Source organism: Leeuwenhoekiella polynyae (assembly GCF_004104075.1).
Lineage (GTDB): Bacteria > Bacteroidota > Bacteroidia > Flavobacteriales > Flavobacteriaceae > Leeuwenhoekiella > Leeuwenhoekiella polynyae.
The window spans coordinates 1-14,821 of sequence record NZ_QOVK01000029.1 but is presented as its reverse complement, the minus strand read 5'-3'; the positions used below and the strand labels follow the sequence as shown (position 1 = coordinate 14,821).

Annotated in this window: 15 protein-coding genes; 14 read left to right on the top strand and 1 reads right to left on the bottom strand. The window is 32.3% G+C overall.

Annotated features, from left to right (window positions below; all coding sequences use genetic code 11):
• Window positions 1–13 precede the first annotated feature (13 nt).
• The 13 genes from DSM02_RS18775 to DSM02_RS18715 all read left to right on the top strand — a co-directional run bounded on the left by DSM02_RS18775 (window position 14) and on the right by DSM02_RS18715 (window position 8,435).
• Window positions 14–1,300: a site-specific integrase gene (locus DSM02_RS18775; RefSeq protein ID WP_449405358.1), complete on the top strand. Its 1,287-nt coding sequence runs from the start codon at window positions 14–16 to the stop codon at window positions 1,298–1,300.
• Window positions 1,297–2,241 carry a hypothetical protein gene (locus tag DSM02_RS18770; RefSeq protein ID WP_128767028.1) on the top strand — a complete coding sequence of 315 codons (945 nt, stop codon included), beginning with the start codon at window positions 1,297–1,299 and terminating at the stop codon, window positions 2,239–2,241. Before DSM02_RS18775 ends, DSM02_RS18770 begins: the two co-directional genes overlap by 4 nt.
• A gap of 201 nt (window positions 2,242–2,442) precedes the next feature.
• Window positions 2,443–2,739, top strand: a complete 297-nt coding sequence (locus DSM02_RS18765; protein ID WP_128767027.1) for a DUF3853 family protein — start codon at window positions 2,443–2,445, stop codon at window positions 2,737–2,739.
• Between the two features lie 103 nt (window positions 2,740–2,842).
• Window positions 2,843–3,274 (top strand): helix-turn-helix domain-containing protein, encoded by a 432-nt coding sequence (locus DSM02_RS18760; RefSeq protein WP_128767026.1) that lies wholly within the window; start codon window positions 2,843–2,845, stop codon window positions 3,272–3,274.
• Between the two features lie 5 nt (window positions 3,275–3,279).
• Window positions 3,280–3,942 (top strand): P-loop NTPase family protein, encoded by a 663-nt coding sequence (locus tag DSM02_RS18755; protein WP_128767025.1) that lies wholly within the window; start codon window positions 3,280–3,282, stop codon window positions 3,940–3,942.
• Window positions 3,943–4,116: 174 nt separating this feature from the next.
• The gene (locus DSM02_RS18750; protein ID WP_128767024.1) at window positions 4,117–4,581 is read left to right on the top strand and encodes a BfmA/BtgA family mobilization protein; all 465 of its coding nucleotides are present in this window, start codon (window positions 4,117–4,119) and stop codon (window positions 4,579–4,581) included.
• The gene (locus DSM02_RS18745) at window positions 4,581–5,492 is read left to right on the top strand and encodes a DUF5712 family protein (protein WP_128767023.1); all 912 of its coding nucleotides are present in this window, start codon (window positions 4,581–4,583) and stop codon (window positions 5,490–5,492) included. Before DSM02_RS18750 ends, DSM02_RS18745 begins: the two co-directional genes overlap by 1 nt.
• 287 nt (window positions 5,493–5,779) lie before the next feature.
• On the top strand, window positions 5,780–6,298 hold the full coding sequence (locus DSM02_RS18740; RefSeq protein ID WP_128767022.1) for a hypothetical protein: 519 nt from the start codon (window positions 5,780–5,782) through the stop codon (window positions 6,296–6,298).
• Between the two features lie 22 nt (window positions 6,299–6,320).
• The gene (locus tag DSM02_RS18735) at window positions 6,321–6,644 is read left to right on the top strand and encodes a hypothetical protein (RefSeq protein ID WP_128767021.1); all 324 of its coding nucleotides are present in this window, start codon (window positions 6,321–6,323) and stop codon (window positions 6,642–6,644) included.
• A 4-nt stretch (window positions 6,645–6,648) separates the two neighbouring features.
• Window positions 6,649–6,828 (top strand): DNA repair protein, encoded by a 180-nt coding sequence (locus DSM02_RS18730; RefSeq protein ID WP_128767020.1) that lies wholly within the window; start codon window positions 6,649–6,651, stop codon window positions 6,826–6,828.
• Between the two features lie 66 nt (window positions 6,829–6,894).
• Complete coding sequence (locus DSM02_RS18725) at window positions 6,895–7,131, top strand: hypothetical protein (protein WP_128767019.1); 237 nt, start codon at window positions 6,895–6,897, stop codon at window positions 7,129–7,131.
• A 258-nt stretch (window positions 7,132–7,389) separates the two neighbouring features.
• Window positions 7,390–7,848 (top strand): mobile mystery protein A, encoded by a 459-nt coding sequence (locus DSM02_RS18720; RefSeq protein ID WP_128767018.1) that lies wholly within the window; start codon window positions 7,390–7,392, stop codon window positions 7,846–7,848.
• The gene (locus DSM02_RS18715) at window positions 7,839–8,435 is read left to right on the top strand and encodes a mobile mystery protein B (protein ID WP_128767017.1); all 597 of its coding nucleotides are present in this window, start codon (window positions 7,839–7,841) and stop codon (window positions 8,433–8,435) included. The genes DSM02_RS18720 and DSM02_RS18715 overlap by 10 nt, the downstream gene beginning before the upstream one ends.
• A 28-nt stretch (window positions 8,436–8,463) precedes the next feature.
• Here the strand turns inward: DSM02_RS18715 and DSM02_RS18710 are convergent, their stop codons facing one another.
• A complete protein-coding gene (locus tag DSM02_RS18710) occupies window positions 8,464–11,880 on the bottom strand; it encodes a UvrD-helicase domain-containing protein (RefSeq protein ID WP_128767016.1) in 3,417 nt (1,138 codons plus the stop codon).
• A 180-nt stretch (window positions 11,881–12,060) separates the two neighbouring features.
• Between DSM02_RS18710 and DSM02_RS18705 the strand changes: the two genes are divergently transcribed.
• The gene (locus tag DSM02_RS18705) at window positions 12,061–14,805 is read left to right on the top strand and encodes an Eco57I restriction-modification methylase domain-containing protein (protein WP_128767015.1); all 2,745 of its coding nucleotides are present in this window, start codon (window positions 12,061–12,063) and stop codon (window positions 14,803–14,805) included.
• The last annotated feature ends 16 nt before the right edge of the window (window positions 14,806–14,821 follow it).

The window sequence follows — 14,821 nt, the reverse complement described above, 5'->3', positions numbered from 1 at the left end:
TAAATATGGACTGATGATTCAAATAAAAAGAAACTTAATTTTTTCATTAGAAAAGAGAAAGAAGGATGGAAAGCTAATAACTGATAATATTCCAATTCGCTTAAGAGTAAACTTCGAGGGTTCGAGAGTAGACATTCAAACCGGTTATCGAATAGATATATCTAAATGGAATAAGGAGAAAGAAGAAGTTAAAAATGGTTCGTTTAATAAATTAGGACAAAGTTCTTCCTCAATAAACTCGCGTTTACTGGAGTTGAAGGTAGCTATTCAAGATTTATTCGGGGATTATGAGCGATTAGATCAGATACCTACAAAGGAAGAAGTAAAACAGGTTGCTAAAAGTTTAAAGACTAAGGGGAAAGTTGAGCCAAAGGTTCAAATAACGAATTCATTGATGGATGTATTTGATGAGTTTGTTAAAGAGAATGGTCGTTTGAATAATTGGAGTACAGCTACATTTACTAAGTTTTCTGCAGTACAAAAGCATCTAAACAATTTTAACCCCGAATTATCCTTTGATGATTTAGATGAAAGTGGTTTGACCGATTATCTAATTCATTTGCGGAAAGTAGGGAAGATGAAAAATAGTACTATTAAAAAGCAATTAGGCTTTTTAAAATGGTTTCTCAGATGGAGTTTCGAAAAGCATTATCATTCAAATGATGCCTACCAAGCATTTAGACCAAAAATTAAGGATTCTAACAAAACAGTGATTTTTCTTACTGAAGAAGAAAAAGCAAAGATCATTAAATATGAAATCCCAAGTACTAAAAACTATTTGGAAAGAGTTCGTGATGTTCTACTGTTCACTTGCTATACAGGTCTCAGATATTCTGATGTATATAATTTAAAAAGAAGTGATGTAAAGCCTGGGCATATTGAAGTTACTACCGTTAAAACATCAGATAGCTTAATTATTGAGTTTAATAAACATAGTAAGGCAATAATTGAAAAGTACGCGCATATTCCCTATGAAGATGATAAAGCCCTTCCGGTTATCTCTAACCAAAAAATGAATGATTATATCAAAGAGTTGGCTGAATTAGCTGAAATAAATACTCCAGTTCGATTGACACACTACACGGGCAATAAGCGAACAGATGAAGTACTACCTAAGTATGAGTTATTAGGGACACATGTTGGACGTAGGACATTTATCTGTAGTGCTCTATCAATAGGTATTCCTGTTCAAGTTGTTATGAAATGGACTGGCCATTCTGATTATAAAGCAATGAAACCTTATATAGATGTTGCTGATAAGACAAAGAAAAGTGCAATGGAAAAATTTAATGAGTTATGAAGACTGATGAAAATATAAATGCAAATCACATTGATGGTAATATTTTAGCTCTAGTCACAATTTTTCGAGATATAAATAATCATTGGATTAGAGAAATTAATATAGAAGGAGATTGCTTTGACTATGATTCTCAAGATATTTATCGTCACGTCTTAAATGAAATATTTATTAAAGTAGAGTTGGTTGAAAAGATAAATCCACAAGTCCAGAAAGAAGATAGATCTATATTACTCGAAGATTTAATAAAAGCTGTAGATAATAACATTAAGCTTTTTACCAACCATAAAGACCTATTTCAAGATTTACCAAGACAAAAATTGTTGATAAAGGAGTTTAGAGAAAGAAAATACTCAAAAAGTACTAAGGATGATAAATCTCTTTATGATGTCTTTACCAGATTAAAGGAAACTCAGAATCGAAAGTTTTATTTCAATTCGGAACTTTATGAATCGATAGGTTTTCTAGAGCATAATTTCCATGAAGAGATTCATTATTATGCTCTGGATTTAAAAAGACAAATTGCAGGCAATTTTTTGGAGGAAAGTAAATACGATCGAAATTATTTGATGATACACGATAATTTATTTTTCAATATGGGGGTAGTTTATTTAATACATAAAAATTACTCAGGAATTCTATTTGAAACAATCTCTGAAATAGAATTATATAATGTACTTAATCTACAGAATACCGTTCAATACCTTAAAATAAAGAACAATGAAAAAGGATTTTATCTTATTTCTAAATTAAAAAGCTTGATTCAAAATGACCTTCAAGAAGTTTGGCTAGGAGGAATTCTAAAAGAAATTGGAAAATCAAAAAAATACTATAACAGTAAATATCGAACGGTAGTTGGCAGTAACGCAACAGATGATCAACAACATTTTGTGGAAGTGCTTGATACAATCTTTAAAGAGAATATTAAACAATTAGTTTCTTAAAGATTTATAGGATCTCAAAACCACCTCAAATCCACGCTTTTAAATGAAAGAACTTTTATATTATTGATAATAAGAACTTTAAATGTAAATGTAAATTCAATTTCCACTTAGTTTCCACTCTCTAGTACTTCTAAATTTACCTTGTTCGAACATCAACAACCGCAGTACACGGTTCAGTTTTAAACAAGAAATTTAGAAAATATGAATTTAGAAGCATTAAAAGAAAAACCCATATTTCAGATGACCGGAGAAGAATTTTTATTTCTTCAAAGGAATATAGATAAAGAGCCTCAAGAGGCTAAAGAAACCCTTTCTGATAATGTGTCAAAAAAATATGTTTACGGAATACGAGGTATAGCTAAACTAATAGGAGGAAGTATATCTTCAGCAAATAGACTCAAAAAATCTGGAGTTATTGATGAAGCTATTATCCAGAATGGACGTAAGATCATAGTAGACTCTGAACTTGCACTAGAACTTATTAAAAATTCAAAATAGAAAAGCATCGTGTTGTCGCACGATGCTTTTTAAGTTTTAATAGTTAAATCTTCTAACCTAACCGTATTAAACAAATATACGGTTTTTCTAAAAAATTATAATAATGGAAAATCGAAAACCTTCCTATTATGCCATATTAACAGCTCCTGTACGATATGATAAAAGATTGACCCCGAACGCCAAAATTTTATATGCAGAGATCACTTCACTTACTAATCAATTAGGTTTTTGTTATGCGAGTAACAGATACTTTGAAGATCTATATAAAGTATCCACCCAATCAATAAACTCATGGCTTAAACAGCTTCAAGAGTTTGGGTACATTCAGCGGCATTTATACCGGGATGAGGGTACTAAAGAAATCTTGAATAGGTATATAACTATTTCTGAAGAGCCTATAAAAGAAAACTTGAATAGGCCTATACAAGATTTCTTTAAGGATAATACTAAACAGTTAATACAAAAATCTAATAATTTAAAAAAAGAAAAAAAGGAAAAAGAAAAAATGTTTAATGCTAATCCTAGGAAAAAATGAGGCATTTGTTAAACAAAGAAAAAGAAAGTGAAATCAACAAAAAAAAATATTCAATGTCTACAGATCAATTCAAAGAGATTTTCTGGAAAGAAGGAAAAGAATATTTCGCAAGAGGTGACCGAAATTTCATTGTTGATAGCGAGAATAAGGGCTTTTTAGACCTTATTTGCAACTATTTCGCCAATGATCCGCTATTTGAAAAAAAATGCAAAGGAGAGCTTAGAAAAGGGCTTCTAATATATGGTCCCTGCGGTACAGGAAAGAGTTCAATTTTTGATATAGTCCAAATCATTAGTAAGAAATACAATTTAAAAAATTTATGGTTTTCTAATATATCTGTACACGATTTAGTTACGCAGTATAGTCTGGAAGGAGAATACCTGGTGGAAAGATATAGAAAGGGAAAAGTTCATTTTGACGATTTGGGAACTGAAAGAATAGCCAATTCCTGGGGTGTTAAGGAGAAACTTATGAGCAGAATAATTGAGCTGCGATATAATCAATTTAAACAAAAGGGAACTAAAACATTTATCACGACAAATCTTACCATAAAGGACTTAAATAAGTTTTACGGTAATGGTTTCGATGATAGTAGAAATCGGTTTGCAGACAGGCTTTATGAAATGTTCAACTTTATTCCTTTAGATGGTAATTCAAGGCGGTTTTGAGAGTATCGAAGATAGCAAGTTGAACAGGGGCAGAGCCCCTATTTTCAACTTGCTCTGCGAGGCTTAAACCTTGCTGAGACTGAGTTCAGCACATATAGTTAGATTATATCAATTTATATAAATACTATATTTTAATATGTAACTGTTTGATTATTAATGTTTAAAATTATAGAAATGGCAAAAAAAAGTATTTTAATATCAGCCTATCACCATAAAGAACTTACTAAACTATCGGAAGTTTACAATCTGAAATATTACGAATTGGTAGAGGAAATGATTGGTTATTTTAAGAAAACCGGAATCAATCCAAAAGAATCAAAAAATGAAAATCCTTCAAGAGCACTGAAAGAGTTAGACAAAAGAATGGTTTCTTTTTTGAAGGTTCAAGAACGTGATATTTTAAAACCACTACGTCAAGAAGTTTACGAGTATTCGAAAGACCAAAAACAAGAGATTAAAGAGTTGCATACCAAACTGATCAAAGCGTTAAATACAATAAACCAGAATGAAAAGTTACGGGCAGATAATTTACTGGAGGAGATACAAAAACAACGCAAAATTACTTTTGCTATAGCCCAGTTGATTGATGCTAAAAACAAATCAGGCATATTATCTAAGATTAATACCCTTTTTGACTGATGCCTATAAGTAAACCACATAGTACACTTGGAACAAAAAATACAGGAAGTTGTGCAACATTGACCAATTATTTAGATAAAGAAAATAGAGAGCTGGAAACGCTGATCAACAACAAGAATAACCTTAATGCAATTGGAGTTTTTCAAAGCAGGAAGCAGGACTTTTTCAATCATTCTAGAGTAGACATAAGTGCCATTGAGGTCATAGACAGTATAGATAACAACATTAAAAAACTAGGAAAAACGGATGCCAAGTATTTTGCTCCAACTATTAGTTTTAGTCAAACCGAGTTGCAGCATATTATTTCTTTAGCTAGTAAAAGAAAGGAAATTAATAGCGTATGGCAACTCACTTCAAACGAGTACGACAAGTACAACAAGCTTTTAAAAGACTATGTTAAAAAAGTAATGGATAACTATGCTGTGAACTTCAACAGGCAGGATAAAGGCTTAAAAACTGGAAAAGATTTACTCTATTTTGCCAAAATTGAGCATTTCCGAAAATTTAGGGGAACAGATGACGAGGTGAAAAAAGGAATATTCAAAACTGGAGATTATAAACCTGGACTCAATTCTCACGCGCATATTGTTGTAAGCCGGAAGGATAGAACCCAGCGCTTGAAGTTAACCCCTACAACGAAAGAGCGATCAACGCAACGTAGTATAGGAGGTAACTCTTATCAAGTGGGATTTGATAGAATGAAGTGGATTACTAATAATGAAAAATCCTTTGATGATTTTTTTCAATATCGACGGACAGAGCTGGAGAAATTTCAAAACCAATATATCTTAAAAAATGGATCTCCAAAAGAGAAAGATGAATTGGCTCAAAAGATTAAGCGTGCATACAAAGATCGAGAGAACAATTTAAAACTAGAAAGGTCATCTAAAGTCAGGAATTTAGGTAGGTAATAATGAAATACTATCACGATATGCTAATCCAGCATTATAGCAAAATAGTATAGCGATATAAGTGTAATGAGCTTTTGTGGTAATGATTTAAAATAACTTTATAAGATTGGCTTTTTAGCACATTATCATATTATGGTAATAGGTTTTTTTATCCTTTTTTAACGAATGCATTAAGTTATAAAAAGTATGATTTGGGATTTTAAATTGCTAAGTTTGTTTTGAAACAAAATAATTATATAAGAGAAAAATCAATTAAATTTTAAAATATAAAGCGTTTAGCTTTTGATTTGGATTCAGAAAATCGCCAGTTTTTTATTTCCTCCATTATCAAAGTTAAGACGCCCACGCTCTGCGTGGGCTGTTCTTATTTGGAGGAAAGGGTGTCTGGCGATACCTCTGAAGCCGATAAGTTCAGTTCCACGCTTTTTTTATGCTCAATTATGAAACAAAAAGAAATAGTTATCGATAGGGAAACAAGCCCTGATGCAGAGGAGTTGATTACAGCTTTATTTGCAGTCAAAAGAGTAAATGGAATAGAAGGATTTATTCTTTCTTATGATGAGTTTTCAAACAAGTATAAAGGGACATATGCCTTTCAAGAATTTTTGTCTTCCTTATATCATCTTGTTTACACCATTGATAAATGTGATGTATGTTTTAAGTCTTTTGACGTAACGATTTACGACCTAGAGCATTTTGATGACTATGCTAATGCGAGATACAAGTTATGCGATAGATGTAAGTTTTTACACAATGGCCCTTTTCGAGAATTAGGTATGAGGCTCGATGGAGATATTGCTTATTAATTAAACCATATAAATTCAAATTATGAGAATCAATAAACGAATAAGATTAGTAAGCCTTCTGACAGTGTTAACAATTGTATCCTGTTCAGACAATGCATCTAATTTGGAAGGTACGTATGTGAGAGAAATTCCATTGAAAAATCCAGATACGATGATAGTAACTCATATTAAAAATAATCTTTATCAGATTGAGGCAAGGCAATGGAAAAATGGACTAAAAAAATCCAAGAGTACCACCGGTACTTTAGACAAGGATAAGATATATTTTGAAAATGGAAAAGCTATTGAATTGACAGAAAACAATGAATTTCTGGTAAAGAAGTTTAAGTATATCAAAATTGATTAGACCCTTGGAGAATCATCTTAAATATAAAAATTACAAAGGTTCCATTCATTATAGTTCTGCTGATGGGGTTTGGTATGGGAAAATTCTTGAGATAAATGACCTAGTTAGTTATGAGGCAGAGCTTAAAGAAAATTTAAAAAAGGTTTTTGTTGAAGCTGTTGAGGATTATCTTCGGAATAAGTAGTTGAAAATAAGGCTAGTTATTATTCAGTTATTTATATAACTTGTATCAAGTCAAAAAGGTGTAATTATGGCTAAGAAGAAATTTGATGCTTCATTCTTTATGAATTTAGAGGATATTGAGGAGCTGGATAAATTTGATGACAATTCAAATATCGAGGATTTAACGAATGCAGTTATGGACGTTTTCAAAACACCTATTCTATTAAGAACTATGGCAGCGCTAATTGAAAAAGATGCAGATATTTCATTAAAGAATATGATGGCCAAAGAGATTAATTATCGAATTATGCAAATTTTAAATTAGGAAGATTCATCCGGTCATAAGTTAATAAGCTAATCTCACCTACTAACAGTTCGGATGGATAAATTGCATTATCCGTTTGACATTCCTAACTTTCTTTAGGGTACAACTTTTTAAGTTAAACATTCTGTTACTGTATAAAGTCAGGTAATAGCCTGACTTTATACAGTAATTAGTAAGGTTATTACCTAACTTTAATTTTATTTTGTCAGGTAATAACCTTACTTTTGGTTTTGCAAATATTATGTAATACTCTTCGTTATGGATAAAAAGAAGCTACAACTAGAACAATTAGAACGTAAACTGAAGGCATTCCATACGGCTAGTAATATGCCTGTTCCGCCAACGGGTTGGATTAAAGCTATACGGCTTTCATTAGGGATATCTCTACAGCAATTAGCAGATAAATTGACCATTACAAAACAAAGTGTAAGGGAGATAGAGATTAGGGAAAAAGAAGGGAGCATTACTTTAAAAAGTTTAAAAGAGACTGCAAATGCCCTCGATATGCAACTGGTCTATGCCTTAGTGCCTAAAGATGGTACATTAGATGATTTAATAGAACGTAAGGCCAAGGAACTCGCTTTAAAGATAGTTTCTAGAACATCTAATACAATGAGGTTAGAAGATCAAGAAAACTCAAAAGAACGTCTTAAAAAGGCCTTAGCAGAGCGGAAAGCCATTATTAAAAAAGAAATGCCTAAAACCTTATGGGATTAGATTTAGAATACATTGATGGTCAGACTCCTATTGATGAAGAAGAAAAAGAAGGTTTGCGTATTGAAACCATTTCAACAAAAGAAGAACTGGACGAATTTGAACAATTGAATATTGAAGAGGCGTTGCAATGGGTTTTTGGTAAAAAGTTCAAAGCTAATCAAGTCTTTACAGAGAAGTTTATCTGTGATTTACATAAACGAATGTATGGCAATGTTTGGGCTTGGGCTGGCCAGTTCCGAAAAACCGATAAAAACATAGGAATAGATAAACATCAAATTCCTATGCATCTCAAGATGCTTTGCGATGATGCTCTGTTTTGGGTGGAATACGAAACCTATTTACCAGAAGAATTAGCCATACGTTTTAAGCACCGTTTGGTAAGCATACATTGTTTTCCCAATGGTAATGGTCGCCATAGCCGACTAATGGCAGACATTATAATTGAAAAACTTTTTGGTGAAGAGCCTTTTTCCTGGGGAGCCGGTAATCTTTCTAAAGCTAATGATACCCGTGCTTCTTATCTAAAAGCGGTGAAGCAAGCTGACCTTAATGAATATAAAGCTTTATTAGAGTTTTGTCGTTCATAAATGTAGATGTTTTGAGACAATTATATTCTTAGTTAGACCAAAACTCTATTCTATTTGGGTTTATTTTCAAATCTGAAATACGTTCTAAATTAAAGGTTCTTTCTTCTTCACGCATATAACAATAACCAAAAACGCATACTGAATTATATTGCCCCATTATTTTAAATCCTTTGGGCTTGATAGTTCTAAGACTTTGAACACCTCCTTCAAATTGTTGTGATTTGTGGTAATTGAATTTTACATTAACATCAAAATCTACAGCTAATTGTATATACCCTTTTATAGTTTCTAAATCACTTGATTTGATACTTGTTTCTTTGGTTGTATAGCGTTTTTCTAATGCAATCGTATATTGCTTTTTTAATGTTTGAGCATCTGTATTAGTAGGGTTTTCTTTTAACTCTATATTTATATGATGAAGTGCTTTGTAAAAGTGTCTTGATTTAAAATAGGCTTGGGATAACCAATAATTTACAGAATTACTATTTGGTTTTAGTTTATTAAATGCTAACCAATTTTCTACTGCTTTATTGTAATCTTCTAAATCAAACTGTACACTACCGCACCAATAATAAGCGTATGCGTTTGAATTATCTTTGACAATAGACTTTTCGTAATTTGTTAATGCTTTATTTAAATCTGATTTTTGCTCATAAGAACGCCCTAAACAATAATACGAATTTGAGTTGCCTTCTTGTAACGATAAATACTTTTCAAAATACTCAATGGCTAATGCGAACTCTTCTTTTTTATAATATTCATCTGCTAAAACTTCAAAATCATTGTATGTTATTTTTCTTGTGTAATTACAATAATGACTGTTATTACAAGCATAGAAATAGCCGAACTTACCATTTCTTTCAATTAATTTGCCATTATCACACCAATCGCATTGAAGAGTTGTTATCTTTTCATTTGCTTCAATTTCATCAATAAACTTTGATGTATAATCATTGTTTACTAAAAAAGAAACGTGCTTTTTAGCTCTTGTCATTGCTACATAAAACAATCTTCTTTCTTCACCATTGGGAAACTGGTCAGCTTTAGATAGTAAAAAATTTAATAAAGGGTCGTCAGATATTTCTGAAGGGAATCCATAAGTGCCAGAGCTACAATTTGTAATAATCACATAATCATCTTCAAGACCTTTTGATCTATGAGCTGTCAAAAACCTTATTTTAAGATTTGGAAACTCATTACATATATATTCATATTGATTACTTAAGTTATTATATTTTTCGATAAGGAAGTTACCATTAAAGAAATTTTTTCGCTCAAAATCATAGCGACCTAAAAGTAATACTGAAGCATCATTTTTCTCGCTTTTTTCGGCAATATTAACTAATGCACTTCTTAAAGCTAAATGTAGATTTTTACTCTTTCTGTCTGGGTCTGAATGTTTAAAAATAGAGTACGGTACTTCTTCTGACTTATGATGACTTTTTAGTTTTTTTGATATTTGATTTGGATTCTTTAGAATAAAATTACTTGATAGGTCGATAAGTTGATTATCAAACCTATAAGTATATTCAATAAATGACGTTTGAGTTACTCTACTATAATCTTTGACTGTAGAGAATTTGAAATTTTCTTCAAAGTTTGTAAATAAGCCAATATCGCTACCTGCGAAGCGGTATATTGATTGCCAATCATCACCAACACAAAAAAGTTTTGTGTTTGGTTTTTGGTCTAATAATGATTTTATTAATTGAAACCTTGCTTTGGAAATATCTTGATATTCATCAATAATAATGTAATCGTATGGTGACTGATATAAATTGTCTTGTATTACATCTGTAGCGTTATTTATCATATCGCTAAAATCAATTTCTTCTTCCTCTGAAAGGTATTCTTGATACGAATGATATATTGGGTCAAATAATTCTAAAAACTTAATAGCACGGTCATTATCTTCTTTTAATGCCCTCTTTTGTAGGTTTGATATAGCTTCATTATTTGATTTTAATAAGACTAAAAATGTATCTAATAATTGAGTGAAATCGCTAATATCTTTAAAAGCATTTTCTTTTAAATATAGCCATAGTTTATCGTTTGATATAGGATTAAAAACTACACCAACATCTTCTAAGTTCTTTTGTAGCTCTGATAGTAAAATCCCTTTTTTCTGTTGCCAAGAATATGATTCTACTAAGGTTGTTGAATTATTGTTATGTTCTTGACGTTTCCATTCAATGCCTTCATTATAAACCTCTTTTGCAGACTTTCCATCTTTACCATTAAACCAATCAGGTACATTCCAATTTTCATCAACTCCAAAATGCTCTATATAGACATTGTAATCAGGTAAGTAAAAATCTGGTTTGTATTGACCAAATTGTTTGCTGGCTGTTTTGTATTGGTATTTTTCTTCATACTCGTAATTAATACCATTCCTGAATAAAAAGTTAGCTATAAAAACTTCTTCTTGACTCTTTAAACGTTCTCTGTAGCGTATTACTTGACCATTACCCCGTCTTTTTTCAACCATTTTGTAACCTTCTAACTTTTGCTCATTTAGATAGTTGTTATGTTCAGCATCCGTCTCAAATTCTGCTATATCCTTGTAAGGTTTTAAATAGTAGGAAATAAAATCAATTAGTAAATTATAATACTTTTCACTCTCTTTAGCGTGGTCTATAAAAGAAGATATGCGTTCTAAATGTGATTTGCCATTTGCTTCATATATTGATGGCTTTAAGTTATTTACCTGTGATATTATATCTAACCCTAACTTATTAAAGGTTTTAACAGGTATGTCAATATTCATTTTATTATAAATCCTATCTCGCATTTCATCCGCTGCTTTACGAGTGAATGATATTAATAAAATAGACTGAGGATTAATATTTTGAATAGTTGTTAGATACTTTACTTTTCCTGCAATTGTTGTAGTTTTTCCTGAACCTGCACCAGCAATCACTAATTGGTTATCTTCATCTATGATTACTGCTTTACGTTGCTGTGTATCGAGCGATTTACCTTCTACATCACTTAATAAATTATCCGTATTTTTTATCTCAGATTCAATAAAATTTTCATTGCGAGAAGTTAAGATAGACTCAATTCTTTCATAAGTGTATTTGAAGGAGTTTATCTTTTTTATAGAGGTTTCAAAGTTAGGTAAGTGTTTGTATTCCTTAGACTTTATTGAATTGTAATAATGTGCAGTCTCTTTCTTGAAATTAAATATTTCGAAGTTTGATATGTGTTTTGGTTGAGATTTAAACTTTTCAAACAACTCATTAAATTCAGCAATTTTGACTAAAAATGGATTTAATTCCTTTCGTTGTCTATCGTGTAATTGTGCAAGTTCTTCAAGACGTTTTTTTTCTTCTGCGATACGCAGTAGCTCTTCTTCCCTTTTTAGGCGAAGACTTTTTCTATACTTAAACACAACAAATAAAGCAATACCTCCCAGTATCACTAAAATTAATGAATATTTCATTTATAAAAATAATTTGGTACTAAGTGAAACATCTTATTTTTCCGCGAATATACCCTTAACAATTAACCTCCTTTTACAGATTTCCTCATTAATAACTTTTTGATTACTTGTAGCTTTAATGACCCTTTAAATCTAAGGATTATTTATTTTTAAAGACTTAATAACACTTTATACCCTTTAATGGCATTATTTCAAGCATCGGTGCTCAATAAATACCTCAAAGCACTAGACGATAAAACGATCAGCAAAGCCTATAAGGCATTTTCGGCCTATTTTCTCAATCCGGTAATCCAGGAGAACATTCGCAAATCAAAAGAAGAGCAGTTTCAGGCAACCTTCTTACACGAGCTTTTTGTAAATATTCTGGGATATACTTTAAATCCCAATCCCGACTACGATTTAACGACCGAGTTTAAGAATGAGAAAAACAACCGCAAAGCAGATGGAGCTATTTTAAAAAATGCGATCGCTACCGGCGTTATCGAATTAAAAGGGACAAATACTAAAGATCTGGAGAGCATACGCCGCCAGGCGTTTGATTACAAAGCCAATCAAAAGGGCTGCGTGTATGTCATCACGTCTAACTTTGAGAAACTGCGGTTTTACATCAACGACGCAACCGAATTTGAAGAGTTTAACTTGTTTGAACTTACTCAAGAGCGTTTTGTACTTCTGTATTTGTGCTTGCAGCGCGAGAACCTGATAAGTGACTTGCCGCTCAAAATCAAAGAAGCTTCTATTGCAGAAGAGGAAGCAATTACAAAAAACTTTTACAAAGACTATTCAGTATTTAAACGGGAGCTTTTTCGTGATCTGGTAAAGCGCAATGTGAAGCGTATTAAGACCAACCGGCAAGAGCAGCTTGATGCCGCAACCACTGCCGAACTTACCGAAGAAGAGCGCGCAGAACGCAACCGCCTTGACAAGAATGTAAAACTTACCCTATTTAAAAAGTCGCAGAAACTCATAGACCGTTTTCTGTTTATTTTCTTTGCAGAAGACCGCGGACTCTTACCGCCTAATTCTACACTTAAGATTCTAGATGAGTTTGAAGAGCTGAAAGCAATGGATGCTCATGTACCGCTGTACGACCGCTTTAAATTGTATTTTAATTATCTGGATCAGGGAAGGAAAGGCACCGACAGGCACGCTGAAATTTACGCCTATAATGGTGGTCTCTTTAAACCCGATTCTATATTAGATCAGCTCAATATAGACGATGCCTTGCTGTTATCGCATACGCGGAAACTTGCCAACTACGATTTTGAAAGTCAGGTAGATGTGAATATTCTAGGGCATATTTTTGAAAATTCGCTCAATGAGATTGAAAGCGTAAATGCCGAAATAGAAGGTGATACCTTTGACAAGCAAACCAGTAAACGCAAGAAAGACGGCGTTTTTTATACGCCGAAATACATCACCAAATATATTGTTGAAAACACGGTAGGTAAACTCTGCGAAGAGAAAAAAGCCGAACTGGGTTTTGAAGAAGCTGAGTATTTTAAAAGCCGAAAAGGGCGTAACAAAGACACGCTTAAAAAGCTTGTAGACATTCTGGACACGTACCGAGACTGGCTGCTGCAAATTACCATTTGCGATCCAGCCTGTGGCTCAGGGGCGTTTTTAAACCAGGCGCTAGACTTTTTGATCAAAGAGCACCGCTATATTGACGAACTCAAGGCCAAAGTACTGGGTGGCGGGCTCGTCTTTGCAGATATTGAGAACACCATTTTAGAAAACAACATTTATGGTGTAGACCTTAACGAAGAATCTGTAGAGATTGCCAAACTCTCCCTGTGGCTGCGTACCGCCCAACCCCGCCGAAAGCTGAATGACCTTAGCAGCAACATCAAATGTGGTAACAGTCTTATAGACAGCAAAGCCGTTGCCGGTGATAAAGCTTTTAAATGGGAACTGGAGTTTCCTCAGATTTTTGAAAAAGGTGGTTTTGATGTAGTGATTGGAAATCCACCTTATGTGAAAAGACAGAATCTTTCAAATAATTCAGAGGTTGAATATTTGGAAAAAAAATATCAAAGCGCAACTTATAACTTTGACTTATACCTTCTATTTATAGAGCGAGCGGTAGATTTTATAAGTATAAATGGTATTATTTCATATATAAATCCTTCAAAATTTACGAGTACTAAAACAGGAGAAGGTGTAAGAAAATTTATAATGAATAACTGTAAATTAGTTAGCTACGTAGATTTCAAAGATTATCAGGTGTTCGAAGATGCAACAACATATTGCTGCATTTTAACCCTTAAAAAAGGGCAATATGAAAATACGGATTATAGAACTGTGAATTTAGAAGATCAAAAAAACATAGATTCTTATAAAAGCGAAAAAATATCAATTCAAAATTCTGCAAGTGGTCTTGGTTGGTATTTTGGAAGTACAGTATCAATAAAGGGACAATTGAAAATCAAGGACATTTCTGATACGATAACGGGAATCGAATCAGGGGCAGACAGTATTTATATATTAGATGAAAAAGATGAAAATTTCAATTTATTTAAATTTTCAGATAGCCAAATAGTTCATCCAATTATTAAGGGGGCTAATGTTCAAAGAAATTATTTCGAAGCAAATAAATATTTTGGATTAGTCCCATATGATTTAGAGGGTAATCTAATTCAAAAAGAGAAATTTGAAAATACTTATCCTTTGCTGTGGAACTATTTAATTAAGCATAGAAATATCCTAGAGAATAGAGAAAAGGGCAAAATGAAAAGCGAAAAATGGTATGCTTATGTTTATCCTAAAAATTTGAATAAGTATGATAATGATCGAATTATTTGGACAGATATTTCTATTAAACTGCAAAAATCGGGCATAGTATACCACCTTCGCCGGGTTAAAGTGAACCACCCAAATCGGGTCAAAGTGAGCCGCCTTCGCCGGGCCAAAGTGAACCACTAAAAAGTCGATTCTATTT

Excerpts from the sequence above, each read along its gene's own strand:
- DSM02_RS18710 (WP_128767016.1), bottom strand. The coding sequence starts at position 11,880 with ATGAAATATTCATTAATTTTAGTGATACTGGGAGGTATTGCTTTATTT.
- DSM02_RS18715 (WP_128767017.1), top strand. The coding sequence starts at position 7,839 with ATGGGATTAGATTTAGAATACATTGATGGTCAGACTCCTATTGATGAA.
- DSM02_RS18720 (WP_128767018.1), top strand. The coding sequence starts at position 7,390 with ATGGATAAAAAGAAGCTACAACTAGAACAATTAGAACGTAAACTGAAG.
- DSM02_RS18705 (WP_128767015.1), top strand. The coding sequence starts at position 12,061 with ATGGCATTATTTCAAGCATCGGTGCTCAATAAATACCTCAAAGCACTA.
- DSM02_RS18750 (WP_128767024.1), top strand. The coding sequence starts at position 4,117 with ATGGCAAAAAAAAGTATTTTAATATCAGCCTATCACCATAAAGAACTT.
- DSM02_RS18745 (WP_128767023.1), top strand. The coding sequence starts at position 4,581 with ATGCCTATAAGTAAACCACATAGTACACTTGGAACAAAAAATACAGGA.
- DSM02_RS18765 (WP_128767027.1), top strand. The coding sequence starts at position 2,443 with ATGAATTTAGAAGCATTAAAAGAAAAACCCATATTTCAGATGACCGGA.
- DSM02_RS18735 (WP_128767021.1), top strand. The coding sequence starts at position 6,321 with ATGAGAATCAATAAACGAATAAGATTAGTAAGCCTTCTGACAGTGTTA.
- DSM02_RS18770 (WP_128767028.1), top strand. The coding sequence starts at position 1,297 with ATGAAGACTGATGAAAATATAAATGCAAATCACATTGATGGTAATATT.
- DSM02_RS18760 (WP_128767026.1), top strand. The coding sequence starts at position 2,843 with ATGGAAAATCGAAAACCTTCCTATTATGCCATATTAACAGCTCCTGTA.
- DSM02_RS18775 (WP_449405358.1), top strand. The coding sequence starts at position 14 with ATGATTCAAATAAAAAGAAACTTAATTTTTTCATTAGAAAAGAGAAAG.
- DSM02_RS18725 (WP_128767019.1), top strand. The coding sequence starts at position 6,895 with ATGGCTAAGAAGAAATTTGATGCTTCATTCTTTATGAATTTAGAGGAT.